Annotated in this window: 20 protein-coding genes; 8 read left to right on the forward strand and 12 right to left on the reverse strand. The window is 63.5% G+C overall.

The window, feature by feature from the left end:
• Window positions 1-135 precede the first annotated feature (135 nt).
• The 4 genes from ACKI1H_RS23225 (at window position 136) to ACKI1H_RS23240 (ending at window position 7,958) form a co-directional block, all read left to right on the forward strand.
• Window positions 136-1,806, forward strand: a complete 1,671-nt coding sequence (locus ACKI1H_RS23225) for a LuxR C-terminal-related transcriptional regulator (RefSeq protein ID WP_440466498.1) — start codon at window positions 136-138, stop codon at window positions 1,804-1,806.
• A 102-nt stretch (window positions 1,807-1,908) separates the two neighbouring features.
• Entirely contained in the window at window positions 1,909-5,946 is a 4,038-nt protein-coding gene (locus ACKI1H_RS23230; RefSeq protein WP_440466499.1) for an MBG domain-containing protein, read from the forward strand.
• Between the two features lie 2 nt (window positions 5,947-5,948).
• Window positions 5,949-7,682: a ShlB/FhaC/HecB family hemolysin secretion/activation protein gene (locus ACKI1H_RS23235; protein ID WP_440466500.1), complete on the forward strand. Its 1,734-nt coding sequence runs from the start codon at window positions 5,949-5,951 to the stop codon at window positions 7,680-7,682.
• Between the two features lie 54 nt (window positions 7,683-7,736).
• A complete protein-coding gene (locus ACKI1H_RS23240) occupies window positions 7,737-7,958 on the forward strand; it encodes a hypothetical protein (RefSeq protein ID WP_138521540.1) in 222 nt (73 codons plus the stop codon).
• A 138-nt stretch (window positions 7,959-8,096) separates the two neighbouring features.
• Here ACKI1H_RS23240 and ACKI1H_RS23245 read toward each other — a convergent pair whose 3' ends face one another.
• The 10 genes from ACKI1H_RS23245 to ACKI1H_RS23290 form a co-directional block, all read right to left on the reverse strand.
• Window positions 8,097-8,732, reverse strand: a complete 636-nt coding sequence (locus ACKI1H_RS23245) for a TetR/AcrR family transcriptional regulator (RefSeq protein WP_138521542.1) — start codon at window positions 8,730-8,732, stop codon at window positions 8,097-8,099.
• Window positions 8,733-8,809: 77 nt separating this feature from the next.
• Window positions 8,810-10,291, reverse strand: coding sequence for an aldehyde dehydrogenase (locus ACKI1H_RS23250; RefSeq protein ID WP_138521544.1), 1,482 nt, complete (start codon window positions 10,289-10,291; stop codon window positions 8,810-8,812).
• Window positions 10,292-10,318: 27 nt separating this feature from the next.
• On the reverse strand, window positions 10,319-11,932 hold the full coding sequence (locus tag ACKI1H_RS23255; protein WP_440466501.1) for an ABC transporter ATP-binding protein: 1,614 nt from the start codon (window positions 11,930-11,932) through the stop codon (window positions 10,319-10,321).
• 33 nt (window positions 11,933-11,965) lie between these two features.
• Window positions 11,966-12,781, reverse strand: coding sequence for an ABC transporter permease (locus ACKI1H_RS23260; protein WP_440466502.1), 816 nt, complete (start codon window positions 12,779-12,781; stop codon window positions 11,966-11,968).
• Window positions 12,782-12,791: 10 nt separating this feature from the next.
• Entirely contained in the window at window positions 12,792-13,748 is a 957-nt protein-coding gene (locus ACKI1H_RS23265) for an ABC transporter permease (protein ID WP_138521550.1), read from the reverse strand.
• Between the two features lie 103 nt (window positions 13,749-13,851).
• Entirely contained in the window at window positions 13,852-14,631 is a 780-nt protein-coding gene (locus ACKI1H_RS23270; RefSeq protein ID WP_440466503.1) for an alpha/beta fold hydrolase, read from the reverse strand.
• Between the two features lie 11 nt (window positions 14,632-14,642).
• Window positions 14,643-14,852 carry a tautomerase family protein gene (locus ACKI1H_RS23275; RefSeq protein WP_440466504.1) on the reverse strand — a complete coding sequence of 70 codons (210 nt, stop codon included), beginning with the start codon at window positions 14,850-14,852 and terminating at the stop codon, window positions 14,643-14,645.
• Window positions 14,852-15,904 (reverse strand): LLM class flavin-dependent oxidoreductase, encoded by a 1,053-nt coding sequence (locus ACKI1H_RS23280; protein ID WP_138521556.1) that lies wholly within the window; start codon window positions 15,902-15,904, stop codon window positions 14,852-14,854. The genes ACKI1H_RS23275 and ACKI1H_RS23280 overlap by 1 nt, the downstream gene beginning before the upstream one ends.
• Before the next feature lie 21 nt (window positions 15,905-15,925).
• Window positions 15,926-16,921 carry a flavin reductase gene (locus ACKI1H_RS23285; protein WP_440466505.1) on the reverse strand — a complete coding sequence of 332 codons (996 nt, stop codon included), beginning with the start codon at window positions 16,919-16,921 and terminating at the stop codon, window positions 15,926-15,928.
• Between the two features lie 14 nt (window positions 16,922-16,935).
• Window positions 16,936-18,480, reverse strand: a complete 1,545-nt coding sequence (locus ACKI1H_RS23290) for an ABC transporter substrate-binding protein (protein ID WP_440466506.1) — start codon at window positions 18,478-18,480, stop codon at window positions 16,936-16,938.
• A gap of 835 nt (window positions 18,481-19,315) precedes the next feature.
• Between ACKI1H_RS23290 and ACKI1H_RS23295 the strand changes: the two genes are divergently transcribed.
• The 4 genes from ACKI1H_RS23295 (at window position 19,316) to ACKI1H_RS23310 (ending at window position 24,251) form a co-directional block, all read left to right on the forward strand.
• Window positions 19,316-19,981, forward strand: a complete 666-nt coding sequence (locus ACKI1H_RS23295) for an NAD(P)H-binding protein (RefSeq protein WP_218939109.1) — start codon at window positions 19,316-19,318, stop codon at window positions 19,979-19,981.
• A 222-nt stretch (window positions 19,982-20,203) separates the two neighbouring features.
• On the forward strand, window positions 20,204-20,713 hold the full coding sequence (locus ACKI1H_RS23300) for a sigma-70 family RNA polymerase sigma factor (RefSeq protein ID WP_440466507.1): 510 nt from the start codon (window positions 20,204-20,206) through the stop codon (window positions 20,711-20,713).
• Complete coding sequence (locus tag ACKI1H_RS23305) at window positions 20,710-21,666, forward strand: FecR domain-containing protein (RefSeq protein WP_440466508.1); 957 nt, start codon at window positions 20,710-20,712, stop codon at window positions 21,664-21,666. Before ACKI1H_RS23300 ends, ACKI1H_RS23305 begins: the two co-directional genes overlap by 4 nt.
• A gap of 113 nt (window positions 21,667-21,779) precedes the next feature.
• On the forward strand, window positions 21,780-24,251 hold the full coding sequence (locus ACKI1H_RS23310; RefSeq protein ID WP_440466509.1) for a TonB-dependent siderophore receptor: 2,472 nt from the start codon (window positions 21,780-21,782) through the stop codon (window positions 24,249-24,251).
• 57 nt (window positions 24,252-24,308) lie between these two features.
• Here the strand turns inward: ACKI1H_RS23310 and ACKI1H_RS23315 are convergent, their stop codons facing one another.
• On the reverse strand, window positions 24,309-24,962 hold the full coding sequence (locus tag ACKI1H_RS23315; protein ID WP_440466510.1) for a DUF998 domain-containing protein: 654 nt from the start codon (window positions 24,960-24,962) through the stop codon (window positions 24,309-24,311).
• A 79-nt stretch (window positions 24,963-25,041) separates the two neighbouring features.
• Window positions 25,042-25,695 carry an NADPH-dependent F420 reductase gene (locus tag ACKI1H_RS23320; RefSeq protein WP_440466511.1) on the reverse strand — a complete coding sequence of 218 codons (654 nt, stop codon included), beginning with the start codon at window positions 25,693-25,695 and terminating at the stop codon, window positions 25,042-25,044.
• Between the last annotated feature and the right edge of the window lie 83 nt (window positions 25,696-25,778).

Here is a 25,778-nt window from a genome sequence, read left to right on the forward strand (position 1 = left end):
TGATCTGAAAAGTAGGCACTAGACGTCCGCTATAGGTCGGAAGCGGACTGTCTACTCAATCAGGCTAGCGTCTGGCTCCCTCGTGCTCCGGGTCTACTCTTCCAAGACTCTTTATGAGCTGCGAGCGGCTTAATAATGTCTACCGTACTGATTATTCATTCTCACCCGATAACCGCCCACGGGATAGAAGCGGTGCTGCAGAAGGCGGGCCATGACGTCCTTTCAATCGCGAAAAACGGTTTGGAGGGGCTGGAGCTTGCCCGGGGATCTTCTCCCGATCTATTGATCACTGAAATCGATGTGCCTCGCCTCGGCGGCCTGGATGTCATAAAACGCCTGCAAGCGAGCAAGGCTCCCTCGCGCGCGCTGGTTTTCACTTCGCTACCTTCAAGCGTCTATGAGCATCTCTGCCTTGCTGCAGGCGCCGCTGGCTTTGTCTCGGCCTCTGATTCAATTGCGACTCTGCTCGACGCTGTAACCAATGTTCTGGCCGGTCGCAGCTATTTCAGGACCAGGGTTCTTCATATCGAGACAGCGGCAGCAGTTTCTCCTCTGGATCAGCTCACCTCTCGCGAGATCATGGTGCTCCACTACCTGGCAGATGGGTATCGGGTTAAGCAGATTGCCGATGAGATGGCGCTCAGCGATCGAACGGTAAGTACCTATAAGAGTCGGCTGCTGGAGAAAATAGGTGCCAAGTCGCTGGTCGAGCTGCTTCAAGTAGCAGGCAAACGAGGGCTTATTGAACGAAAGGATGCTGACCCGACATTCGATGAGATGGCGTCGACGCTGGATCTTCAATTCAACGCACTTCTCGATGCAGTGCCTCATCCCATTTGCATGCGTGCACCGGATGGTCGGATCCAGGCGGCGAATAGTGCATTCATGGAACTGCTGGGAATCGCCAAGCACACAGCGCTCAATTCGCTACAACGTGATTTGGGCGTGATCGATACCGAGCATCTGGACTACTACCGAACCACCTTCGAGTCCGCCGTGACCAACAAGGCACCCTACATGATGGTGGTGACGATCTATGTGAATGGGCGCCGAAAGGTGCTCCGACACAGCGGATGCCCTGTCCTGGACTCCTCAGGAACTTTGATAGGCATGTTGTGTTCTTCCATCGACTTGGAAGAAGAAGACATGATCATCCAATCACTGCGAGATGAGGTTTCGTCCCTCAAAACGGTGAGAAAGCGTCGGGGCGCCTATCTGCTTGAGCAGCAAACGCTAGTCAGCAATGAGGCAGGCCTGGCGTTAAAAGTGATTAAACATGAAGGTTCTGACAGCCTCAGAGAGGTAGTCAGCCCTCTACTCCAATCCATCGTCGAGCACGTCACTCTGGTCGGCGAAATGACACGCTTTGAAGAGGATGGCGTGGTTTTGAACCCCTATCCTCAAAACCTGAATACGCTGACGATGGAGATGCTATCGAGGAATTCAGCCAGCGCAGCACTCGGCTATCAATTCCGTGCTGCACCTGGTGAGCCGATGGCCTGGGTCGATAGCGATCGCTATGCGGCTCTGCTCAAGGCGGTCCTTCTGCACCTGTTCAAAACCAATGCCACCAACGTGAAAATCACTGCGGTTTTTTTTGAACCCCACCCGGCAACATTGCAATGGCGTCTGAACTTTAGAGCCACGCTAGAGCCATCGATCAATCCCCACCCCGTCATTTACCTGACCTTAGCGACCGAGCTTTGCCTAAGATTCAATGGAACCTTCGAAGTCGAAGCTTCTGAAGCTAACGACTTCAATGCGCTTGCCTGCATGACGTTCGCATCGGTGTCTGCGCAACGCTGAAAATCAGGCTCGCACTACAAGGCAATTCAGAAACGCACGCTTATGCCCGGCGCCTCATAGGCGAATCATTTCTCCCAGAGCCTTTTTCCTGGGAGTTTTGCCATGACCACACTGCCGGTACACGGGAGTCCTCATCCGTCCCTTCGACTGAAGAGCGTCGTAATTGCCATCGCGCTTACGACGGGGAACGCTACTGCTCCATTGCTGGCTTTTGCCGATAACCTACCTCAAGGAGGCCAGGTAATAGGCGGCCAGGCGACCATCACCCAACGGGGCAACAGCATGGACGTGAACACGTCCAGCGCCCGAACTGCGATTAATTGGCAGAGCTTCAACGTCGGCCCCGACCAGCGCATCACCTTCAACCAGCCCGACGGCAAGTCCGTCACCCTCAACCGCGTCGTCGGCGCCGATCCGTCGAAGATCTACGGTGCGGTCACCTCCAATGGCCAACTGATCCTGGTCAATCCCCATGGCGTGATGATCGGTCCCAACGCGCGCATTTCATCCAGCGCGCTGGTGGCCAGCGCCGGCTTCCTCACCGAGGAGCAGGCCAAGCAATTTGCCCAGACCGGCAAGCTGGATATCCAGCTGACCGGCAACGTCACCAACCAGGGGCGGATCACCGTCCATGACAACGGCATGGTCGCCCTGCTCGGCGCCCAGGTGAACAATGCCGGTGTCATTCAGGCGAAGAAAGGCACCGTGCAATTGGCTACCGGGCCCAAGGCCACGCTGGACTTCCACGGCGATGGGCTGCTGAGCATCGGCATCCATGGCGAGCCTGGAGACGCTTCCAGCGTCAATGGCGATGTCACCGGTGGCATCACTCATAGCGGCGAGATCGACGTCGGCAATGGCGTCGTCGCCATGAGCGCCGCGCGTGCGGCCCAACACCTGGACTCGGTCATCAACGTCTCCGGCAGTGTCGCCGCCAACTCGGTGAGCAGCGACGGCGGCACCATCGTTCTGGGCAATGCGGCACAAACCAACGTCAGCGGTTCCCTCAGTGCCAGAGGGGCCAATGGCGGCACCGTGAAGGTGCTGGGCGATGAAGTGAATGTCGCCGGCACCGCGAAGATCGACGCCTCCGGTAACGATGGCGCTGGCGGCAAGGTTCTGGTCGGCGGCAGCTACCAGGGCAAGGGCAACGAACAACGCGCGCAGAACACCACCGTCGCAAAGGGAGCCCAACTGAGTGCTGACGGCCACACGGCAGGTGGCCAGGTCGTGGTCTGGAGCGACGGCAACACCCACTTCGCCGGAAACGCCAGCGCCAAAGGCCAGCGCCAAGGCGGCGTGGTGGAAACCTCAGGCAAGCAGCTGCGAGTAACCAGCGATGCCAGGGTCGATACCAGCGGCGCCAGCAAAGGCACCTGGCTGCTCGATCCGGAGACGGTGAATATCGTCAGCGACGCCCAGGCCGACTCCGGTACGGGCGTGACCAATGGTGCGGCCAGCGGTTCCAGCACCGCCGTCCTGTGGAACGTCGCCGCCAGCGCCATCGTCAACGGCCTGGCCAGCGGCAATGTCGAGGTCTCGGCGAGCCAGCGCATCAACGTCAACAGCGCCATCGTCGCCACCAACATCGGCCAGGACGGCAACGGCCAGCCCAGCACACTGGCGCTGATCGCCACCGGCAACCCGGTGCAGGGCAAATCCTACGAAGGCGCCGACCTGAGCAGCGACAGCGGCTCGGTCTACATCAATGCGCCGATCCTGCTCAAGGACGGCAACCTGTTCATCGCTGCCACCGGCGACATCCGCCTGAACAACACCGGGGCGGATTACAGCCAGCGCGCCATCATCGATGTGGGCAACGGCATCGCCTGGCTGCGCACTTCCAACGTCGCCTCGATCATCCAGCAGGAAGGCACCGCGTTGATGGGCAAACAGGTCGCCCTGGAGGGCGCCAGCGTCCGCATGGAGAGCAACCTCAACTACGCCGGCACCCTGGCGGGCAAAGCCAGCAACGGTCTGTTCCGCTTCAACCAGACCAATGCCAGCGGTACCACCACGACCGGCAGCGTCACCGCTCCCTTCTCCGGCGAAAGCCTGACCGGTGTGACGGCCCAGCAACTGGTGTACCGCGGCTACCAGGATGTCGTGGCCGATCCCTCGCAAACCTGGGGGGCCAGTACCCGCTCGGTGACGTTGAAGACCCAGGACGGCTCGTCCTTCGACTACCTGGTCTTCGAAGCCACCGGCTATGTCACGCCCGACGGCCAGGGTGGCTATCGGGAAATCGACCCGGCCGTGCTACTGAACTACCTCGACAGCTCCGACTACCTGGTCAGCGGCCTGACCTTCAAGGACCCCGCTGGTGTCACCTGGAAACTCACACCCGATGCCGCTGACGCCACGCTGACTCATGTCATCCGCATCGATACCGATGGCAGCCAGAGCACCGCCTCGCTGCCGGTCGGTTTTGCCTTCGGCGCCAATGGTGGCCTGCAGGTGGTCTCCACGCTGCACGAGCATGGCTGGGGTGTCGAATCGTACTCGGTGATCCAGGGCGCCACCGATCCGAAGGAAATCCAGCACAATACCCAGGATGGCAGGAGCCAGCAGCTGGTGGTCAACCTCGGCACCAAGGTTGACTCCCTCGATGCGCTGATCTCCAACCTGATCAACGACACACCCTGGCTGCAGAAGGCCGACGGCAACGGCCCTTCGCTCGCTCCGGGCGAACAGGCACTCGAACGCGGCCGCGTCCACTTCTACGAAACGGTCGACAAGACCGCTGAGCCAGGAGTGATCCTCAATAAAGCCGCCCAAGCCACGGTCAGCGTCACCGCCGACGACAAGTCCCGCGAGTACGGCGACGCCAATCCGGCGCTGACCCAGACCACCACACACGACAGCAACGCCCAGGCGATCATGGGCGTCGACGACTACGTGAGCCAGCAACTGGGCCGCAGCGGCATCCAGGTCAGTGATCCGACCACAACAGCCACCGCCACCAGCGACGTGACACCCGGTGGTTACGACATCATCAACAAGATCGCTGCCGATGAGCGCTCCCAGGGGCGCTACAAGATCGAAGACAACCAGGGCAAGCTGACCGTCGAGCAGGCGGAGCTCAAGGTCAAGGCTGACGAGAAGTCCAAGGTCTACGGCGACCAGGACCCTGCCTTGTCCTACCAGGTCAGCGGCCAGAAGCTCGGCGAGAACGCATCCGACCTGGTCAGCGGAAACCTGGCCCGCACCACGGGCGAGAATGTTGGCAGTTACGACATTCATCAGGGTGGCGTCAGCAGCCTGTCGGGCAACTACCGGATCAGCTACGAAGGCAATCTGCTGCACATCACCCCGGCCCAACTGGAGGTAACGGCACACGACCAGAGCAAGGTCTATGGCGATGCCGACCCAGCCCTCTCTTACTCCGTAAGTGGCCTGAAGAACGGTGATAACGCCAATGGCGTGCTCAACGGCGGTGCCCTGCTGCGCGAGTCCGGTGAGAACGTCCGTCCGCAGGGCTACGCCATCGGCCAGGGCAACCTGGCGCTGTCCAGCGGCAACTACACCCTGGTGTTCACGGACGGCAATCTGCAGATAACTCCGGCGCAGCTGGTGGTCAGTGCGGACGACAAGTCGAAGACGCAGGGGCAGGCCGATCCGCAACTGACCCATCAGATCAGCGGCCTGAAGAATGGTGACCGATCCGATATCGCAAAAGGCACTTTGAGCCGAGCCCCCGGCGAAGAGGTGGGCGGCTATGCCATTGGCCAGGGCACCGCGTTCGAGGCCGGCAGCAACTACACCGTGGTATTCCGCGACGGAACCCTGACCATCAGCGGTCCGCTGGCTCCGGTTGATCCGCCGCCGGTGCCCGATGCGGCCCCGATCGCTTTGCCGATCACCGCTCAGTCCCCCGGCAACACGCGCTGCGACGCCCTGGAATCCCCCAGTGCCGTCTCTGCCAACTACACCGTCTCGCCGGCCGTCGCCCGCACCTATTCCGTCCAGCTGATCTGCAAGCCCCGCTCCTATGGCGACAAGCAGAGCACCACGCCGGACCTGCGCGACGTCCTCACCTACGCCAACAGCCTGTTCAAGGACGGCAAGCTCATCGTTCCCGACTGGAACCGCAGTGTGATCCCGCATGACCTGCAGGCTCCCGGCAAGGGAGGTAAATGATCATGAAATCGCATCCTGCTTCCCTCAGCCGCCTGGCCATCGCAGTCGTCTCCGCCTTCCTGCTGGCCTCCCAGCTACAAGCTGCCCCCTTGGGCCAACTCAATCCCGGCCGGGTAGAAATGCCCGACAAGGCCGGCGTGCGTACCTCGCCTACCGAGATGCCTGGCACCCTTGAATTACCAGACACCGTGGTTACTCCCGAACCCGAACCGCAGGAGCTCCAAGCGTTTCCCAGTGCCCGGTTCCCAGTGAGCAAAGTGACCCTGGTTGGGGCCAGCAGCTATCCTCCCGACACCTTCGATGCGGTGCTCAAACGCCTGGAAGGTCACTCGGTCAACCTGGCCGAAGTCCATGCCGTTGCCGATACCATCACCGCCCGCTATCGCCAGGCAGGCTTCCTGCTGGCCAAGACCATCGTGCCGGCGCAACGACTGGAAGGCGGCAACCTGGTACTCCAGGTCTTCGAAGGCAAGGTCAATCAGGTCACCTTCAGCGGACCCAGCAACAAGGCGCTGGAGCGCTATGCGGACAATATTCGCCAGGAGATTCCCCCCACCAGCAAGACCATCGAGCGCAATCTGCTGCTGATGAATGATGTGTCCGGCAACGATAGCCGCGGCACCCTGCAGGCATCGCCTGTAGAAAGTGGCACCGATCTGATCGTCGAGAATGCCCTGCGCAAATACGAAGGCTTCTTCGGCTTCGACAACCGTGACAGCCGCTACTTCGGCCCGTGGCAGGTATACGGTGGCGTCGGCGTGAATGATCTCACCGGGCACGGGGACCATCTGGGCGTCCGCGCCGGCAAGTCGATCGAAGGCAACAAGATGACCTTCTTCGAAGGCCAGTACGAGCTGCCGGTCGGCAGCCGGGGCGATGTCGTCAGCTTCCTGGCCCAGCACAACGATGGCCACGCCGACACCTATTCCTTCCTCAATGCCAACAGCTCCGGCGATACCTTCGCGGTGCGCATTACCCGTCCGTGGATTCGCCAGCGCGATGAGACATTCAAGACCTCCGCGGCCTTCACCTACTACAACGGCACCTCCGAGTACCTGGACGACAAGGATCTGCCGCCCTCCAGCGAGGACCGTATCCGGGCGCTGCGGCTGGGGGCCAGCTACGACTGGTTCGATGCCTACGGCGGCAAGAACCTGGTCAAGGGCGAGATCAGCAAGGGGCTGGCGATCATGGGAGCGAGCAGCGAGAGCCGGCTCAACCCCTCGCGCGAAGATGGCCAGACCGATTTCACCAAGCTCCAGCTGGACGCCCAGCGCCTGCAGGACCTGTCGAAGGTGATGGACGGCCTGAACCTCTACGTCGCTGCCACGGCACAGACCTCCTTCGGTCAGGCGTTGCTCAGTCCCGAACAGTTCGGGGTGGGCGGCAGCGAGTTCGGGCGCGGTTATGACCCATCCGAGATCACCGGTGACAGCGGCTTCGCCGTGAAGGCCGAGCTGCAGTACAACCGCATCCATACCTTCAAGGACTACGCAGTGCCGACCCAGTACTACGCCTTCTGGGACTTCGGCAAGGTCTGGAGCGAAGACCCCAGCTGGGTGAGTACGGAAAGCCTTTCCTCCACCGGCATTGGTGCGCACCTGAACGTCTTCAAGGACACCTATGTCTCGCCGGAAATCGCCTTCCCGCTCACCCGCTCGGTCTCGGCGAAAGAGCTCGATGACGATAACGGAAAAGCCCCCAGGTTCTACATCAACTTCCTCAAGCTTTTCTGAAACCCACGCCGGGGCTTCGGCCCCGGCGACTCATCTCCTTGGAGGAAGCTCACCATGAACTTCAACTATCAGGAAATGCTGCGCATCATCCGCAGCGCCTCCTTCAATGACGAAATGGCCTCCGAACTGCTGCTGGAACTGGGGCGACACGCGCCGGCTTGCGACCTGGCCTATCGCTTTCTCGATATCGCCGGTCACATGAGCGCCGAAGCCAAGTCTCTCGCAGCTCTTTATCAGCCCATGGCCGCAGAAAAGGTTTCCTCTCCGCGAAATTAGATCGGGCTGGCGTCGACCGATTAACTCAACAGTTGAAAGCTGACCTTCACTGATTTGCGTAGGTCCAAAAAACCCGCCGAAGCGGATTAAAAGTGGAGCACCACTGGAGTGAGACGATTCGGTACCGTTAGGCCAGGATTACCGAGCACTATCGGGCATGTAGAACGCGACCAGGTCGAGACAGGCGCTGATGCCGTGCTCGATGGCCTTCATGTTCCGTCGGCGCTGCCAGTCCAGCCAGAGGCCGTCGAGCATGGCCATGATGGCGTCGGCAGCCTTTTCGATGCGCTCGGCGCCCACCTCGCGCTCTTCGGCGATCCTGCGCAGGATCTCCACCAGGCGTTCACGGTAGATGGCGTAGAGCTTGCGCTCGGTGTCGGCAATGTCTTCCTGGAACAGCGACGCGGACCACAGGTCGATACGCACCGACAGGTAGCTGCGATCCAGGAAGGTGGCGGTGAAGCCGCTGCGCAGGAACACTTCGAGCTGAACCATCGAGGTGCGAGGCTCGGCCACCAACCCCGCGCGGGTGGCCTCGTAGAGCTGATGCGAGGCGTATTTGTAGGCCTCCACGAGCAGCTCGTTCATGTCCTTGAAGTGGTAGCTGATGTGCCCCAGCGCCATCTCGGCGCGCGCCGCGACCTTGCGCGCGGAAAGCTTGGCGTAGCCCTCCTCGCTCAGGCAGAGAAAGGCCGCCTTGATGATTTCCTCGCGGCGCAGTTCAGGGTCGTAGATTTTCTTCGCTTTCTGTTGCGCCGCTTTCTCTTGCGCCATGGCGTGCCGATTCCAGATTTGGCAATTCGGGGCGGATTATTCCGCCCCGCGTCCGTGATGGTCAAAAGTTAGTTCGCTCAGAGCCTTATCCAGGTCGCCTTGAGCTCAGTGTACTTGTCGAAAGCGTGCAGCGAGCGATCTCGCCCGTTGCCTGATTGCTTGAAGCCGCCGAAAGGCGCCGTCATGTCGCCGCCGGAGTACTGGTTGACCCATACCGAGCCGGCCCGCAATGCACGAGCGACCTGATGAGCACGCGACAGGCTGGATGTCCACAGGGCCGCCGCCAGGCCATAGGGTGTGTCGTTGGCGATGGCCACCGCCTCTTCGGTATTCCCGAAGGAAATCACCGAGAGCACGGCACCGAAGATTTCCTCGCGGGCAATGCGCATGTCGTTGCGTACGCCATCGAAGACCACCGGCGCCAGGTAGCAACCCTTGCCTTCGCCAGTGCCGGCCACCAGCCGGGCACCCTCCTCCAGGCCGCTGGCGATATAGCCCTGCACTGATTCCAGATGCTGCGCATCGACCATCGCGCCATAACGGCTGGCCGGGTCCAGCGCATCGTTCGGCGCCCAGGTGGCGAGGGCCACGCGCAGGTGCTCGAGGAACTCTTCACGCACCGACTCCTGCACCAGTAACCGCGAGCCGGCGGTGCAGACCTGGCCCTGGTTGTAGGCGATGGCGGAGGCGGCGCTGGTGGCAGCGGCGCTCAGGTCGGGGGCGTCGGCGAAGACGATATTCGGGCTCTTGCCGCCGGCCTCGGTCCATACGCGCTTGAGGTTGGACTGCCCGGAGGCGACCATCAGCCGCTTGGCCACACCGGTCGAGCCGGTGAAGGCGATGGCATCCACGTCCATGTGCCGCGACAGCGCATCACCGGCCTCGGCGCCGAAGCCGGGCACCACGTTCAGCACGCCCTCGGGAATGCCAGCCTCACAGGCCAGCGCAGCGATGCGGATGGCTGTCAGCGGCGAACGCTCGGACGGCTTGAGCACTACCGAGTTGCCGCAGGCCAGCGCAGGACCGAGCTTCCAGCTAGCCATCAGCAGCGGGAAGTTCCAGGGCACAATCACCCCGACCACACCCACCGCTTCGCGGGTGACCAGCCCCAGCTGGTCCTCGGCGGTGGCGGCAACCTCGCCATAGACCTTGTCGATGGCTTCAGCGGACCAGCGGATGGCGTTGGCCGCGCCGGGCACGTCGGTGGCCAGGGCATGGGCGATTGGTTTACCCATGTCGAGGGTTTCCAGCAGGGCCAACTCCTGCGCATGGCTTTCCAGCAAATCGGCGAAGCGGATCAGGATACGTTTGCGCTGTACTGGTGCCATGCGCGACCAGTGCCCGGCGCTGAATACGCGGCGCGCGGCGGCTACCGCACGGTCAATGTCATCCGCGCTGCCACGGGCGATAGCTGCCAGCTTACGGCCGTCCAGCGGGCTGTTCTTGTCGAAGCTGCGCAGGTCCCGCGCGGCGCAGTAGCTGCCATCGATAAAGCAACGGCCCTCGATGGCGAGCGCGGCGGCGCGCTCGCTCCAGTCCTGTCGTGTTGTTGCGGTCATGGGTTTGCTCCTTGAGCGAAAATAAGTTCAGGCCACTCCCCGTTGGGACAGGCCGTCGAGCCAGTCCGGGTCCATCTGCGGCATGCTGTCGAGCAGGCGCGTGACGTAGCTGTCGCAGGGTGGTGTGAACACCCGCTGTTTTTCGCCGAAATCGACGACGCGACCGGCCTTGAGCACCAGTACGTCGTCGGCGATGGACTTCACCACCGACAGGTCGTGGGTGATGAACAGGTAGGTGACGCCCAGGCTCTGCTTGAGGTCGTCGATCAGGCGCAGGATGCCTTCGGCCACCAGCTGGTCGAGAGCACTGGTGATCTCGTCGCAGACGATCACTGCCGGGTCCGCCGCGAGGGCACGGGCGATACCGACACGCTGCTTCTGTCCGCCGGACAGTTCTCCCGGGCGCCGTGCCATGAAGCGGCCCGGCTCGAGCCCTACGGCGGAAAGCAGTTCACGGGTGCGCTCGTCGCGCCGCGCAGCGCTCAGGCCACCATAGAACTGCAGTGGCCGGCCGACGATGTCGCCGACGCGGTGCCGGGGATTGAGTGCCGTGTCGGCCATCTGGTAGATCATCTGGATCGCACGCAGTTCGTCGCGGCTGCGCTTGGCGTAGTGACCGGCAAGCGGCGCGCCGCGGAACAGGATGCTGCCCTCGCGGCTGGGCAAGGCCCCGGTGATGCAACGCCCGAGGGTCGACTTGCCCGAACCGGACTCGCCGACTATGGCCAGCGTGCGTCCAGGGAAGACTGTCAGCGATACATCGTCCAGCACCTGCTTGTTGCCATAACCGGCGCGAATGCCGCGCAGCTCCAGCAGCGGCTGCTGGTCGTCGGCCACCGGCGGGCGCGCCTCGCACGCCAGGTTGCGCACCGCCCACAGCGATCGGGTGTAGTCCGCCTGCGGCTGGGCAATCACCTGGCGCTTATCACCGCGCTCCACCATGTGGCCGTCCTTGAGCACCATTACCTCGTCGGCCATCTGAGCCACCACGGCGAGGTCGTGGGAGATGTAGATCGCAGCCACCTGGAACTCACGGACCAACTCGCGGATGGTCAGCAGCACATCGATCTGCGTGGTGACGTCCAGCGCCGTGGTCGGCTCGTCGAAGATGATCAGATCCGGTCGGCAGGACATCGCCATGGCCGTCATGATTCGCTGCAGCTGGCCACCGGAGACCTGGTGCGGGTAACGCTCGCCGATGGCCTCGGGCTCAGGCAGGGAAATCTTGCAGTACAGCTCCACCGCATCCCGACGTGCCTGCTCGCGGGCGACCAGGCCATGTTCCAGGGCGCTCTCGCAGTGCTGGTCGATCAGCCGGTGCGCCGGGTTGAAGCTCGCCGCCGCGGACTGCGCGACATAGGCGATGCGCGCGCCGAGCAGCTCGCGGTGCTGCGCCTCGGGCACCTGCCGCATATCGATGCCGTCGAAGAGGATCTCGCCGCCGCTGATGCGGCAGCCGTCACGCGTATAACCCATGGCAGCAAGGCCGATGGTCGATTTGCCAGCGCCGGACTCGCCGACCAGGCCGAGTATCTTGCCGCGCTGCAGCTGCAGGTCTATACCGTGGACGATCTCGCTCCAGCCGTCAGTGCCGCCGGCCTCAATGCGCAGGCCGGTGATCTTCAGCAAGGGTTCGCTCATGTTGCGTTTCCTCGAACAGTACGGGGCGGACGTTCATCGCCGTTGGGCGAGGAACCAGTCGGCGACGAAGTTGACGGCGATCGCCAGCACGCCGATGGCGGCGGCGGGAATCAGCGGGGTGAGGTCGCCGAAGGAGATCAGCGAGGCGTTCTCGCGCACCATGCTGCCCCAGTCGGCCAGCGGCGGTTGCAGGCCCAGGCCGAGGAAGGACAGCGAGGAAATGGTCAGGAAGACGAAGCAGAAGCGCAGGCCGAACTCCGCCACCAGTGGCGCGCGGACGTTGGGCAGGAGCTCCACCGCGACCAGCCAGAACAGCCCCTCGCCGCGCAGGCGGGCGACTTCCATGTAGTCGGTGACCACCACGTTGAGCGACACCGAGCGGGCCAGGCGAAAGATCCGCGTGGCATCGACCAGGGCGATGACGAACACCAGGTTGGCGATGCTGGTGCCGAAGATGGTCAGCAACAGCAGCGCGCAGATCAGCTGCGGCACCGCCATCAGCACATCGACCAGGCGCGACAGGGCGCTGTCGACCCAGCCGCCGAGCGCTGCGGCGACCAGCCCCAGGGTGCCGCCGATGAAGAACGCCAGGGCGGTGGAGAGCAGTGCGATGCCGATGGTGTTGCGCGCGGCGAAGATCACCCGCGAGAGCATGTCGCGGCCCAGGGCGTCAGTGCCCAGCCAGTGCTCGGCGCTCCAGGGGTCGTATTCGTTGCCGACGATCTGGGTTTCGCCGTAGGGCGCGATCAGCGGGCCGAACAGCGCGAGGAAGGTGTAGAAGAGGATGATCAGGAGCCCGATGCGGGCGGTCCAGGTCATCTGCTTGAAGGTGGTGATGCAGGCATTCATCGGCTCGCCCTCACTTGCGGTGCAGCAGGCGCGGGTTGGTGACGATGGACAGCACGTCGGCAAGCAGGTTGATGCCGATGTAGACCACCGCGAAGATGCAGCAGCAGGCCTGGACGACCATGACGTCGCGCTTGATCACCGAGTCCACCATCAACTGCCCGAGGCCGGGGTAGACGAACACCACCTCGACCACCACGACGCCGGTGATCAGGTATGCCAGGTTCACCGCGATGACATTGACGATGGGCGCCCAGGCATTGGGCAGCGCGTGGCGCAGGACGATCTTCAGCCGCGACAGGCCCTTGAGCCGGGCCATTTCGATATAGGGCAGCTGCAGCAGGTCGAGCACCGCGATACGGGTCATACGCATCATGTGCGCCGTAATCACCAGGGTCAGCGTCAGCGCCGGCAGGAAGGCCGCCTGCAGATGCTCCAGCAGGCTCGCCGAGGCCGGCACGTCCGCGATGGAAGGGAACAGCGGGTGCTTCACCGCCAGCCAGAGGATCAGGATGTAGCCGATGAAGAACTCCGGCAGCGACACCGCCGCCAGCGAGATGATGTTCACCACGCGGTCGTAGATCGAATCCTTGTAGAGCGCCGCGAACAGCCCCAACAGCAGCGCCAGAGGCACTGCGATCAGCGCCGTGTAGCCGGCCAGGAACAGGGTGTTGAGCAGGCGCTGACCGATCAGTTCGGACACGGCCCGCCCGTTGGATAGCGAGGTGCCGAAGTCGCCCTTCAGGCTACCCAGCAGCCAGTTCAGGTAGCGGGTCAGCGCCGGCTGATCGAGCCCCAGCTCGTGGCGCAGGGCGTGCAGTGCCTCGGGGGTGGCAGACTGGCCGAGCAGCTTTTGCGCCATGTCGCCGGGCAGCAGCTGGACTGCCGCGAAGATGAGTGCGGAGACGCCCAACAGGGTCAGGACTCCGAGAAGGATGCGCCGCAAGAGAATGGGATAAATCAGAGCCATGTCGTCGACCTGCTGATCGGTTGGGCATTGTTGTTTTTCTGTTTTTTGGGCAGTTGCAGGGAGGGTTGGGTCGTGCCCACCCTCCTCCGCGTACCGGCAGGCGTTACTGCGAGGCTTTCGTCAGGAAGGCTTTCAGGTGCGGAACCACCTTGTCGCTCGCTTCGATCAGGATGGCGTGCTTGAGGTCCGCCAGTACCACCAGTTCGGAGTGCGGCAGGGCGTCGGCGATCTGCTGGTTGAGCCCGGGATTGCAGCCACCATCGAACTCACCGGTGAGCACCAGGCACGGCTGCCGGACTTCATGCAGCCAGGGCGCCATCTCGGTCTCCGCATAGATGTGGAAGACGTTGAGGAACACCTTGGCCGGCGTGGCCATTACCTGCTGCTTGCGCCACTCGATCACTTCCGGATGCGCCTCGCAGAAGGCTTCGGTGAACCAGCGCTGGGTCAAGGTATCGAGCACCGGGCCGATGCCTTTCTCTTCCATGGCACGGACGACCTTGCGCACGTTCTCGCTGTCCTGCGGCGAGCGGAACGCCGCAGTGGACAGCAGCCCGATGCTCAGCACGTGCTGCGGATACCTGTGCGCATAGGCCGGCCCGATCATCCCACCAAGGGAATGACCGATGATGTGCATCTGCTCGATGCCCAGCCGTGCCCGCAGGGCTTCCAGATCCTCGACCAGCTCGTCCAGGCCGAAGTCTTCAGTGGGCAGCGGCGAGTCGCCGTGGCCGCGCAGGTCATAGCGGATGCAGGTGAAGCTGTCCTTCAACGCCTCGGTGACCTTGTCCCAACCGGTCTTGCGCGCGCCGATGCCGTGCACCATCACCAGGGCGGGCCCCTGCCCGTCCACCACATAGGCGCAATCGATTGCCTTGCTCATCGTTCGCCTCCTCAGTTCTGTGCTTTGTTTTCAGCGATGATGTCTGCGTAGCTGCGACCACCTACCGCCCAGTCAGCCGGATCCACCTCCTTGAGCAGGATGGTGACCGCCTGGGCCTTTCCGCCGCATACCTGGAGGTAGGTATCGGTCAGCGCCTGGATCAGCTCGCGTTTCTTTTCGGGGGTGCGTCCGGGGAAGAGTTCTACGGTCAGCAGTGGCATCAGCCGGTCCTCTTGGTCATGGCGGGTTGAGTGGTGCGGGAACTGAAGTGCGGAATGATCTGCTCGCCAAAGCGCCGCATCATGTCGAGGCTGTCCGCCTGGGACTGGCCGAAGTTGGCGGTCATGATCACTTCGTCGATGCCGGCCTCGGCATAGGCGGAGAGCTGGTCGATCATCTGCTCGCGGGTGCAGATCAGCAGGTTCTTGCCCAGCTCCTCGATGGACTGCTGGCGCGGTAGCGCTTCGATGCCGCCGCCATGGACGATGCCCGGCCCGGTGAACACGTTGTCGAAGCGGCGGTAGTACTCGTAGGCCAGTTGCAGCTTCTCGCGGGCGTCGGCTTCATCGCGGGCGAGATAGGTCGCACGCTGCAGCGAGAGCCGTGCGCGCCGGGCGGATCTTACTTTCGCCTCGGCATTGCCACGGCGGAAGGCGTTGACCTGGTCCAGCAGCATCTGGTGATCGCCACTCAGTGGCGTGGTCTGCACAGAGAAGCCCTCACGTGCGCAGGCCTGGATGCCGTCGGGTGCCATGCTCGCCACCACCAACGGGATTTCCCTTTCAGGACGCGGCATCACGGTCAGCGGGCCGAATTGGTAGTACTTGCCGTCCCAGCTCACTTCCTTGCGCGTCAGCAGGGCCTGCAGCACCGCCAGGGATTCGTCGAAGCGCTCGCGGGTCTCGCTCATCGGCACGCCGAGCATCTCTATCTCGTACTTGAAAGCGCCACGTCCCACGCCCAGCACCAGGCGCCCGTCGCACAGGGCATCGGCCTGCACCACTTCGCCGGCGAATACCCGCATGTCGCGAATCGGCAGCACGGCGATGGAGGTGACCAGTTCGATGTGCCGGGTAACCGCGGCGATCTTCACCGCCATCTGCAGCGGCGACGGCACCAGCAGGATATTGATCAGGTGGTGTTCGGGGATGGAGATGCCGGCGTAGCCGACCTCTTCCGCCACCACGGCCTGCTCGACCATGTGCTCGTAGAGCTGTTTGCCGGAGGCGTCCGGATCGGGCAGGTAGGAGCTGAGGAAATGGTTGAATTCCATGTTGTTGTCCACTCAGTGGTCTTAGTGTTTCCAGTCCAGCCAATGCACGGGCTTGCCCGCGATGCCGGCGATTCGTCCGCCATCGGCGGTGTCGCAATAGATGCCGAAGCTGTCGGCCTGCCGCTCGCTGAAGAAGCGGTGAAGCATGCTGATGCAGTAGTCGCCGCGGACCAGCAACCAGGGCTCGTCTTCAGCACGGAAGACACGTACGTCGCGCCCCGCGCTGACGGTCGGAGCCAGCTCGCCGCTGGCGTCCGCGCGGAAAATCAGGCGGGTAAAGTCATCTCCCGCCTCCTCGAACATCGAGTAGATGAACGACACCTCGCCCACCAGGCCGACCCGGCGGAACACTTCGTCGATCACCGCCTTCTGGCTCACTCCGGCGTGCCAGAACACCTCGGGGATGCTCCAGTGCTCCTGGCCTGGCTCGCGGATCAGCAGCACGCCGTTGTCGCGGGCGATCAGGCAACCGACCTTGAGTGCACTGCCGCGCTCGACCTGGATGGCCTTGGCGCCTTCGGCGAAGTCGATGTAGCTGCCGCGAAAGTAGCCCAGCGGGCTACCCACGCTGCTGCGGTAGCGCTGCACCTCGCCGATCAGGATCACATGGTCGCCCGCCTCCACCAGGCTGTGGCGCCGGCAACTGAGTACGCTGAGGCTGTCGGCCAGGCACGGCACATCGGCCTCGCTGGACAACAGTTCGACCCCGTCGAACTTGTCTGCAGAGCGCCCGGCGAAACGGTTGGACAGCTCGCGCTGCCAGTCGCCGAGAATGTTGATGGCGAAGCGTTCGGCCGCGCTGAACACCGCCACGCTGCCGGCGCTTTTCGCGATGCACACCAGCACCAGCGCCGGGCTCAACGACACCGAGGTGAAGGAGTTGGCGGTGAAGCCGCGCGGCGTGCCGTCGGCCTCGCGAGTGGTGACAATGGTGACGCCGGTCATGAAGGTGCCGAAGACGTTGCGCAGGCTGCGCGTGTCGTCGGCGCATACCGAGTGCCAGTCGAGGTTGCTCATCCCGTTCTCCCGCTTCACGCCAGCGACCAGCGCTCGATGGCGCGCATGCCGTCCAGCGCCATGTCGCCGGCGACGGTGGGGGAAGTGACCACGTCGTTGCCCATGCCCATGATGTGGTTCATGAACATCGGTACCACGGTGGAACCCTCATCGCGCAGCATCGCCTGCATGTCCCAGTAGATGGCCTTGCGCCGGGACTCATCGAGCTCGGAACGGGCCTGCAACATCAGCTTGTCGAAACGCTCGTTGTTCCACTGGGTGTCGCCCCAGGACGCACCGCTGGCGTAGATCTGGCTGAAGATCCAGTCCGGGGTGGCGCGACCGGTCCAGTAGCACATGCACATCGGCTTCTTCGACCAGACGTTGATCCAGTACCCGTCGTTGGATTCACGCACCACCTTGAGGTTGATGCCGGCCTTGCGCGCGCTTTCCTCGAACAGCACGCCGGCATCCACCGCCCCGGCGAAGGCCGCGTCGGCGGCGCTGATGCTGATGTCCAGGCTGTCCAGCCCCGCCTGCTTGAGGTAGAAGCGCGCCTTGTCCGGGTCGTACTGGCGCTGGGCGAGCTCGCTGTTGAAGTACTTCTGCTGGCGACCGATGGGGTGGTCGTTGCCGACACTGCCGTGGCCGCGCAGGATCGACTTCACCCACTGCTCACGGTCCACTGCGTACTTGAGCGCCAGGCGTACGTTGTTGTCCTGGAACGGGCTGATCTTGGCGATCATCGGCATGGTGGCGTGGTTGAGCCCGGTGACCTCGGCGACCTTCACCTTGTTGCTGCGCTGCAGCATCGACAGGGTCTTGATCTCCACGCGGTTGATCACGTTGACCTTGCCGGTGAGCAACGCGTTCTGCCGCGCCACGGAGTCGGCGATGGCGATCAGCTCCGCTTCCTCGACATGCGCCCGGCCGGGCTTCCAGTAGTTGGGATTGCGCACCACGTAGGCACGTACGCCGGGGTTGTACTCCTTGAGCATGTAGCCGCCGGTACCCACGCCGGAGCGCCAGTCCACCTGACCGTCGGCGCCGCGCGGCAGGATGCTCAGGTGGTAGTCGCTCATCAGCACCGGGAAGTCGGCATTGCCACCCTTGAGGCTGACGCGCACCGTCGAATCATCGACTACCTTCACTTCATCGATCTGCGAAACGATCGACTTGGAGAGCGACTTGGAGCCGTCCTTGCGGTGGTAGTCCAGCGTCGCCACCACATCGTCGGCGACGAAGGATTTGCCGTTGTGGAACTGCACGCCGCTGCGCAGCTTGAAGGTCCAGATTCTGGCGTCCGGCGAGGACTCCCAGGACTCGGCCAGCTCGGGGATGGCGTTGCCGCTGCTGTCGATCTCCACCAGGTTGCCGCGCAGCGCCTGGCTCAGCAGCATCATGAAGTCGTCTTCGGCCAGGCCCGGATCGAGGCTGTCGGTGGTCGATGCACCCGCCAGGCCGAACACCAGCCGCCCACCCTTCTTCGGCTCGGCGAAGGCCGGCAGCGGCAGGCCGCCAAGCATTACGCCCGCCCACAACAACCCCATCGTTCCCTTCACCAGGTCACGACGAGTCACGCCGGAGGATGGCTCCCCAGGTTGCTTTTCCTTCATCCCACACCTCGCAAGACACTTTATTTTTGTACGACCGTACAGGCCTGAAGCGAAGTTGCTCCTGCGGTCTTCTGTTAGTTGTTCTGACCTCAACGTGGCCGCCAAGACATTCTCCGCAGAGCGCACTTGGACAGTCGTACAAATTATTAGCAGCGAGCCACGAGGCGCGCAAGAAGTTTCTGTACAGTCGTACAAAAGACACTCGCAGATCATTCGGCTTCATGGGTAGGCAGAGAGGCAAGCACGCGGTAGCGCGAATCTTCCACGCTCACCCGACGACTCAGCGGAGCATCGGACTCTCCGCTTTCGACCAAACAGCTGGCAGGCTGACCGGCTCCATCACTGGAGGGCCAGGTCGCCGAACCAGTGGGAGGAAGTGACGTCGCCTTCCATGGGGAAATCGTTGCCGGTGATGAAGGCACCGCTCTGCCCGCTGAGCAGTGCGGCCACTGCTCCAACCTTGTCAGGCAGAGCAGGTGCGTGTCGTACTGCTGGAGCTATTGCCAGGCAACACCGCGACCATCGAAAAACCTCCGTGCGACTTGGTATGAGCAAGCGTACTCTGCGGGGGTATCCCGAGGGCGAAGGTAAGTGCTTTCGAGCCCTGGCCTATGCCGCTCGCGAAAGTCTCGCGCGCCACTATTTGTGGAAGCCGCCTTGTCGGGCGGGGGAGATAGCCCTCCTGCTCTTCGTCGAAGATCCCATTTCCTTCTACCGTGCATATCAGGAATGGACCGGGCAGACACCCGACAGCACCCGACATGCCCTGCGCCTGAGCTGAGGAACCACAAACGTGTCCATACCTGACAATCAACGCAAAGCGCTGCTGGCCGGCGCCACGGGGCTGGTGGGAGGCCAGATACTCCAGGCGCTGCTGGCGGACAGCTCTGTCTGCGAGGTGCATGCCCTGAGTCGTCGACCCTTGAGCCTCAGCCACCCCAAGCTTCAGGTTCACATCGTCGATTTCAGCCGCTTGCCAGCGCTGCCACAGACTGACGAGGTCTATCTGGCGCTCGGTACCACGATCAAGGTCGCCGGCAGCCAGGCAGCATTCCGCGCTGTCGACCTGGACGCCAATCTCGCCGTGGCCAAGGCCGCATGTGCGGCGGGCGCCCGGCGCGTGGGGCTGGTCAGCGCGGTGGGGGCCGACGGGAAGTCCTCCGTGTTCTACAACCGTATCAAGGGGGAGCTGGAGGACGCCCTCAAGACGATGGAACTGGCAGCGCTGGTGATCGCACAACCCTCGCTGTTACTGGACTACCGCGAAGGCCTGCAGCAACCGCCGCGCCTGGGTGAACAGATCGCGATCCCCATCGCGAAGCTCCTGGCGCCGCTGATGCCCGGAAAGTATCGTCCCGTTCATGCGCAGGCAGTCGCGCTGGCGCTGGTCGGGACCGTACCTGTGGCTGAAGGCGTGGTCGTGCTGGCGTCCAACGTGCTCGCCAGGCTGGGCGACAAACCCTGAGCGAGACTCGGGCCATGCAGACCATGGCGCGCCGGCACTCGCATTGGCGGTCCCCGGGCTGAGTCCATGGGCGCACGGTCCGCTTGGGACCTGAAGCAACCCTTCGCATCAGGCCGCTGTCAGGCAGAAAAGGACGATCGCCAACCCGCAGTTTTCAAGCAATCCCACATCCCGTATATTTGATAACGATTGTCGTTTGCAAATTGTTCTTAGGGGATTGCAATGCAGGGGGATTCGTCGCTGCAGGCGGTAGGGATGCTTTACCGCGACCATCATGGCTGGTTGCGCGGCTGGCTGCGCAAGCGCCTCAACGATTCCGCCGATGCGGCCGACCTGGCGCAGGACACCTTCGTGCGTGTACTGATGGCCAGAAGCGCCGAGGCGATTCGCGAGCCCAGGCACTACCTGCAGACCATCGCCCGGGGCCTGGTCATCGACCTGTATCGCCGCCGCTCGCTGGAGCGCGCCTATCTGGAGGCGCTGGCGCTGCTTCCCGAAGCCGTCCAGCCGTCCCTCGAGGAACAGGCCCTGCTGCTCGAAGCGCTGCTGGAAATCGACCGGATGCTCGATGGACTGGGACAGAAGGTCCGGCAGGCCTTCATCCTTTCCCAGCTCGAAGGGCTGACCTACCAGCAGATCGCCGAGCGACTGGGAATCTCACTACGCACAGTGAACAAGTACATGGCCAAGGCCATGGAGCACTGCTGCCTGGTCATGGCGGGCGTCCTGTGAGCGACACCCTGCAACCCAATGAACGAGAAGCCATCAGCGAAGCGGCCCGCTGGTATGCACGCCTGGCCAATGCGGCGCCGGGCGACGGTGATCAGCGAGCCTGGCAGCGCTGGTTGGCGGCCGACCCGATCAACCAGCTCGCCTGGCAGCGCATCGAATTGGTAAACCTGCAGATGGCCCGTGTGCCAGGTCGCCTGGCGGCGGCCACTCTGGCCTCGGCCGGGCAGTCACGGCGCCAGGTGCTGCGCAGCTTCGTCGTACTCGCCTCGCTGGGCGGCCTGGCCACCCTGGGATGGCACAGTGACGCACGCCAGCGCTACACCGCCGGCTACAAGACGGCCGTTGGCGAGCGCCGCCACTTCACCCTGGCAGACGGCAGCCAGATGCAACTGGGCACCGACAGTGCGGTGGATGTGCTCTTCGATGCCAACCAGCGACTGATTCTCCTGCGTGCCGGCGAAGTACTGGTGAGCACCGCGAGCGATGGGCTCGGCAGACCCTTCCGCGTGCGCAGCGCCGACGCCACCGTGCAGGCGCTGGGCACGCGCTTCAGCGTGAGCAGCTGGGGCAACGGAACCGAGGTGGCGGTGCTGGAAAAGGCGGTCGAGATATCGGTACCGGGGCAGGCTGCCCCCTTGCGCCTGGAGGCCGGCCAGCACACCCGTATTTCATCCGGGAATATCGCCCCCGTGCAGGCCAACAGCGCTGCGGTGGGGGCCTGGGCACAAGGCAGCCTGATTGCCATCGACCGCCCACTGGGTGAGCTACTGGAAGAGCTGGGGCGCTACCGCCACGGCTGGCTGAGGTGCGACCCGCGCATCAGTGGCCTGCGCATTTCCGGCGCCTTCCCGTTGGACGACACCGACCTCGCGCTCAGGGCCCTGGAACGCAGCTTCCCTGTCGCAGTGGTGTATCGCACGGGGTATTGGGTGACCGTGGTTCCGCGCGGCTGAAGCCTGCGTGGGGGTGGGAAAAGATTTTTCCAATCAACGTGCACTTTCTTCGTCCCTGGTTCGGCTACTCCGGCATCAGTGACCCACTGGGTCACCACCACCGGGGAGAGACCATGCTGTATCCATTCGTTCGCCATCGGCTTGCCATTCACGTGCAGGCTGCCCTCTTCAGTGTCGCCGTCGTGGGCGTTCCCGTCGCTGAGAGTGCAGAACTCATGGCACCCGGCGCGGTACAGAGCATTCGGCAGTACGACATCGCCGCAGGTTCGCTGACCGAAGTGCTCAGCCGCTTTGCCAGCGAAGCGGGCGTCGCGCTCTCCTTCGATGCCAGCAAGACCGCCCATCTCCAGTCGGCCGGCCTGCACGGCAGCTATTCGCCAGAGGCAGGCTTTGCCGCCCTGCTCTCTGGCACCGGGCTGCGAGCGATGGACCAGGGCGGCAGCTATGTCCTGGAGGAAGTTCCGGCAGCCCTGGCGATGAGCGACACGGTCATCACCGGACAGGGCCTGGGGCCGACGACCGAAGACTCCGGCTCCTACACCTCCAGCGAAGCCACCATCGGCAAATCCACCCAGCGCCTCAGGGACATCCCGCAGTCGGTCACCGTCATCACGCGCAAGGCGATGGACGACCAGCGCCTCGACACCCTGGACCAGGCGCTGGAAAACACCACCGGCATCACCACCTACCAGAGCCCATCCGGCGGCAAGTACATCTACTCGCGCGGCTTCGAGGTGGAGACCATCCAGTACGACGGCGTCCCCCTCGATCGCCGCTACTACGCCATCGGCAGCAGCTTCACCTCCGACACGCTGCTCTACGACCGCGTGGAGGTGCTGCGCGGCGCCAACGGGCTGCTGCAGGGCAGCGGCAACCCCGGTGCGGCCATCAACCTCGTGCGCAAACGGCCGAAGGCCGAACCGTCGCTCTCGCTCACCGCCAGCGCCGGCTCCTGGGACACCTACCGGCAGACCCTTGATGGCAGCGCTCCGCTCACCGAAGACGGCAGGCTGCGCGGCCGGGTAGTGGCCGCCCACGAGGACCGGGACTATTTCTACGACACCGCGGAAAGCCGCAAGAACGTGCTCTACGGCATTCTCGAATACGACCTGACCGATGATACGCGGGTTGCCGCCGGCGCGAGCGTTGAAGACCTGCATTCGACACCGTCCTTCGGCGGCCTGCCGCGCAACAAGGACGGCAGCGCGGTCAATGCGGGGCGCTCCACCTTCACCGGCGCGGACTGGAACAAGTGGAACAACAAGCAGACCACCTACTTCGCCGACGTCACCCACGACTTCAACGCTGACTGGCGCCTGAACGCCTCGGGCAGCTACATGCGCGAGACCAACGACATCCTCTACAGCTTCGGCCGGGGCGCGGTCGACCCGGCCAGCGGTGACGGCATGCAGTCGCGCGCCTATCTCTACGACTTCGAGAACATCAACCAGGGCGCCGACATCAACCTCGCCGGCAAGTGGCGGGCCTTAGACCTGGAGCACCAGGTGGTGGTCGGCGCCAACGCCAGCGACCTGAAGACTGATGATGTGCAGGGAGGTCTGCTCAACCTCGGGCCGATCAATATCTACGATCCGGTTTCTCCGCGAAAACCGAGCGAAGAAGAGATGCTGAGCACCACCTACGCCGGAGCCTCTAAGGGCCATATCCGCCAGAACGGCCTCTACGGCGTGGTGCGCTACAAGCTGACCGAGCCACTGACCCTGGTCCTGGGCGGACGCACCAGCAACTACCAGTACGACTACGAGCTCAACCGCTTCACCACCTCCTCGCCCGCCCCTGCGCATTCGAAGGAAACCGGTGAGTTCACCCCCTACGGCGGCCTCATCTACGAGCTGAACAACCAGTGGTCGGCCTACGTCAGCTACACGGACATCTTCAAGCCGCAGACCGAACTGACCCAGGACAGCACCGCGCTCAAGCCCATCGAAGGTTCGAACTACGAGGTCGGCCTGAAGGGCGAGCTGATGGATGGCCGGGTGAACACCAGCTTCGCGATCTTCCGCGTGGACCAGGAGAACCGTGCGCAGTACGACTACGCCTCGGAGTGCGGGCAGAACGGCGAAGACAACTGCTACGTAGCCGGCGGCAAGGTTCGCGCCGAAGGTTTCGACGCGGAGATCAGCGGCGAAGTGCTCAGGGGCCTGCAGCTGTTCGCCGGCTACACCTACACCTCGACCAAGTTCCTCAACGATCCGGGCGACGGCACCTCGTCATCCGGCTCCACCTTCAACAGCTACACGCCGCGCCATCTGCTGCGCTTCTGGGGTGACTACAACCTGCCGGGCGAGCTGAACCAGTGGAGCGCCGGCGCGGGCGCCAGCATCCAGAGTGAAAACTACAACACCAACTTCGGCGGCACCGGCGGCGTCGGCGATATCAAGCAATCCGGCTACGCCATCTGGAACGCGCGCCTGGGCTACCAGATCAACAAGAACTTCAGCGTCGCCCTGAACGGCAACAACCTGTTCGACAAGAAGTACTACTCCTCCATCGGCTGGCTGAACGCGAGCAACCAGTATGGCGCCCCACGCAACTACACCGTTACCCTGAAGGCCGACTTCTGAGGTGAGGTCGGAGCGGCAGTCCCGCTGACGGTGCGCGTCAGGGGATTGCCCGTGCCGTCACGCCGCTCCTGGCCGGATCACCGGTCTTCGCGATTCATCGCGAAGAACAACCCCTGCCAGGCCGGCGACCCAGATGACGGAAACGGCGTAGTTGAGTCGCTGAAACAACCCGAACCCGTGCCCATCGACGAAGGCCCTCGCCATCATCACCACGGTCACGACAGCCAGCATCACGCAGAGCAGCGAGAACCAGCCGAAAGCCGTCGTGGACAGCAACCTGCTGCCCAGCAGCGTCCAAAGTGCGCTGGCCAGTGTCAGTGAGAGAAACATTACCAGTCCCGCCAGGTTATGGATCTGCTGGGACGCCGAAGGCTGTAGCGGTGCGCAACCCTGATCGCAGGAGAAGTAGCCGGTCGCGAAACTCGCCACGCCGTGCAGCGCTATCAAGGCGGCGCTGCACAGGGCCAGGCGGGAACCCGCGAAACGTCGCGCCACCCCCACGGCGAAAAGCACGAACAACAGCCCCAGCGGGAAGTTGTTCACCCAGGCGGAATAGCCTTGCGTGGGTGCGCCTGCCGCCCCCAGCTGACTCAGCGCCTGGTCGAGGTGGCTGTAGCCGGGATAGCCCAGCGAGGTCAGCGTCACCCCCGCGAAAAGCCAGAGCGGGATCAACAGGCCCAGGCGCAACAGGTTCCGGTCAGTCGTTGTCACGGTTTGGCACTCCTCTGCCCTGCTGACGATCGATTGTGTCCTTGAGGAGGCGGCTCCCTGCCGGAGCCGCATCCCGTGTTCATTCACGCCAGCTGCCTTCAACCTGGTCGGGGCCGTCATCGGCCAGCGCGGCGCGCAGGCCAACGCTATCCAGGCGTCTGCAATAAGCCGGGCGCGCACGCTCGAATCGCCGTCCCTCGGCCAGGGCGCCGGCATCGACCACGTCGTAGCCCAGGCGCTCATGCAGATCGCTGACCGCCTGCTTGGCCTGCGAGTCGTCGCCCGCAATGGGTAATGCACGGCGGTCGATGGCGCCGGCCGGACGAGCATCGCCAAGCAGATCCCGCTCGAGGATGGCATTGAACGCCTTGACCACCCTGGCACCGACGAGGTGTTGCGCCAGCAGCTCGCTGGTGGTGGTTTGCCGACTGTCCAGCGCGGCGAAGTGGCCGTCGCGCTGCGGGTAGTAATTGCCGGCATCCAGCACGACCTTGCCGGCGAATGCTGCCACCGGTAATTCCGGGTAACGACCGAAGGGAATGGCCAGCAGCACCAGGTCACCGAAGCTCGCCGCCTGCTCCACGGTGCCGACCCGGCAGCCCAGGGAAGCTGCGCTGCTGGCCAGCGTGAGGGGCCCGCGAGAGTTGCTGAGCATGACCTCGCAACCGTTCCTCCCAGCGAGAGCCGCCATGGCGCGGCCAATGAACCCCGCCCCGATGATTCCGATACGCATCGCCTGACTCCTTTGCTTCCAGTGCAGTGGGAACCGGCCCGCGCTTGCCAGCCAGACCGGAAGCCAGGATGCTATTTGAAATC

The sequence above is a fragment of the Pseudomonas sp. YH-1 genome, from assembly GCF_051990045.1.
Lineage (GTDB): Bacteria > Pseudomonadota > Gammaproteobacteria > Pseudomonadales > Pseudomonadaceae > Pseudomonas > Pseudomonas nicosulfuronedens.

Coding starts and splice junctions, on each gene's coding strand:
- ACKI1H_RS23300 (WP_440466507.1), top strand. CDS start 20,204: ATGCAGGGGGATTCGTCGCTGCAGGCGGTAGGGATGCTTTACCGCGAC.
- ACKI1H_RS23270 (WP_440466503.1), bottom strand. CDS start 14,631: ATGAGCAAGGCAATCGATTGCGCCTATGTGGTGGACGGGCAGGGGCCC.
- ACKI1H_RS23240 (WP_138521540.1), top strand. CDS start 7,737: ATGAACTTCAACTATCAGGAAATGCTGCGCATCATCCGCAGCGCCTCC.
- ACKI1H_RS23250 (WP_138521544.1), bottom strand. CDS start 10,291: ATGACCGCAACAACACGACAGGACTGGAGCGAGCGCGCCGCCGCGCTC.
- ACKI1H_RS23265 (WP_138521550.1), bottom strand. CDS start 13,748: ATGGCTCTGATTTATCCCATTCTCTTGCGGCGCATCCTTCTCGGAGTC.
- ACKI1H_RS23255 (WP_440466501.1), bottom strand. CDS start 11,932: ATGAGCGAACCCTTGCTGAAGATCACCGGCCTGCGCATTGAGGCCGGC.
- ACKI1H_RS23235 (WP_440466500.1), top strand. CDS start 5,949: ATGAAATCGCATCCTGCTTCCCTCAGCCGCCTGGCCATCGCAGTCGTC.
- ACKI1H_RS23230 (WP_440466499.1), top strand. CDS start 1,909: ATGACCACACTGCCGGTACACGGGAGTCCTCATCCGTCCCTTCGACTG.
- ACKI1H_RS23260 (WP_440466502.1), bottom strand. CDS start 12,781: ATGAATGCCTGCATCACCACCTTCAAGCAGATGACCTGGACCGCCCGC.
- ACKI1H_RS23245 (WP_138521542.1), bottom strand. CDS start 8,732: ATGGCGCAAGAGAAAGCGGCGCAACAGAAAGCGAAGAAAATCTACGAC.
- ACKI1H_RS23280 (WP_138521556.1), bottom strand. CDS start 15,904: ATGGAATTCAACCATTTCCTCAGCTCCTACCTGCCCGATCCGGACGCC.
- ACKI1H_RS23310 (WP_440466509.1), top strand. CDS start 21,780: ATGCTGTATCCATTCGTTCGCCATCGGCTTGCCATTCACGTGCAGGCT.
- ACKI1H_RS23275 (WP_440466504.1), bottom strand. CDS start 14,852: ATGCCACTGCTGACCGTAGAACTCTTCCCCGGACGCACCCCCGAAAAG.
- ACKI1H_RS23320 (WP_440466511.1), bottom strand. CDS start 25,695: ATGCGTATCGGAATCATCGGGGCGGGGTTCATTGGCCGCGCCATGGCG.
- ACKI1H_RS23285 (WP_440466505.1), bottom strand. CDS start 16,921: ATGAGCAACCTCGACTGGCACTCGGTATGCGCCGACGACACGCGCAGC.
- ACKI1H_RS23225 (WP_440466498.1), top strand. CDS start 136: ATGTCTACCGTACTGATTATTCATTCTCACCCGATAACCGCCCACGGG.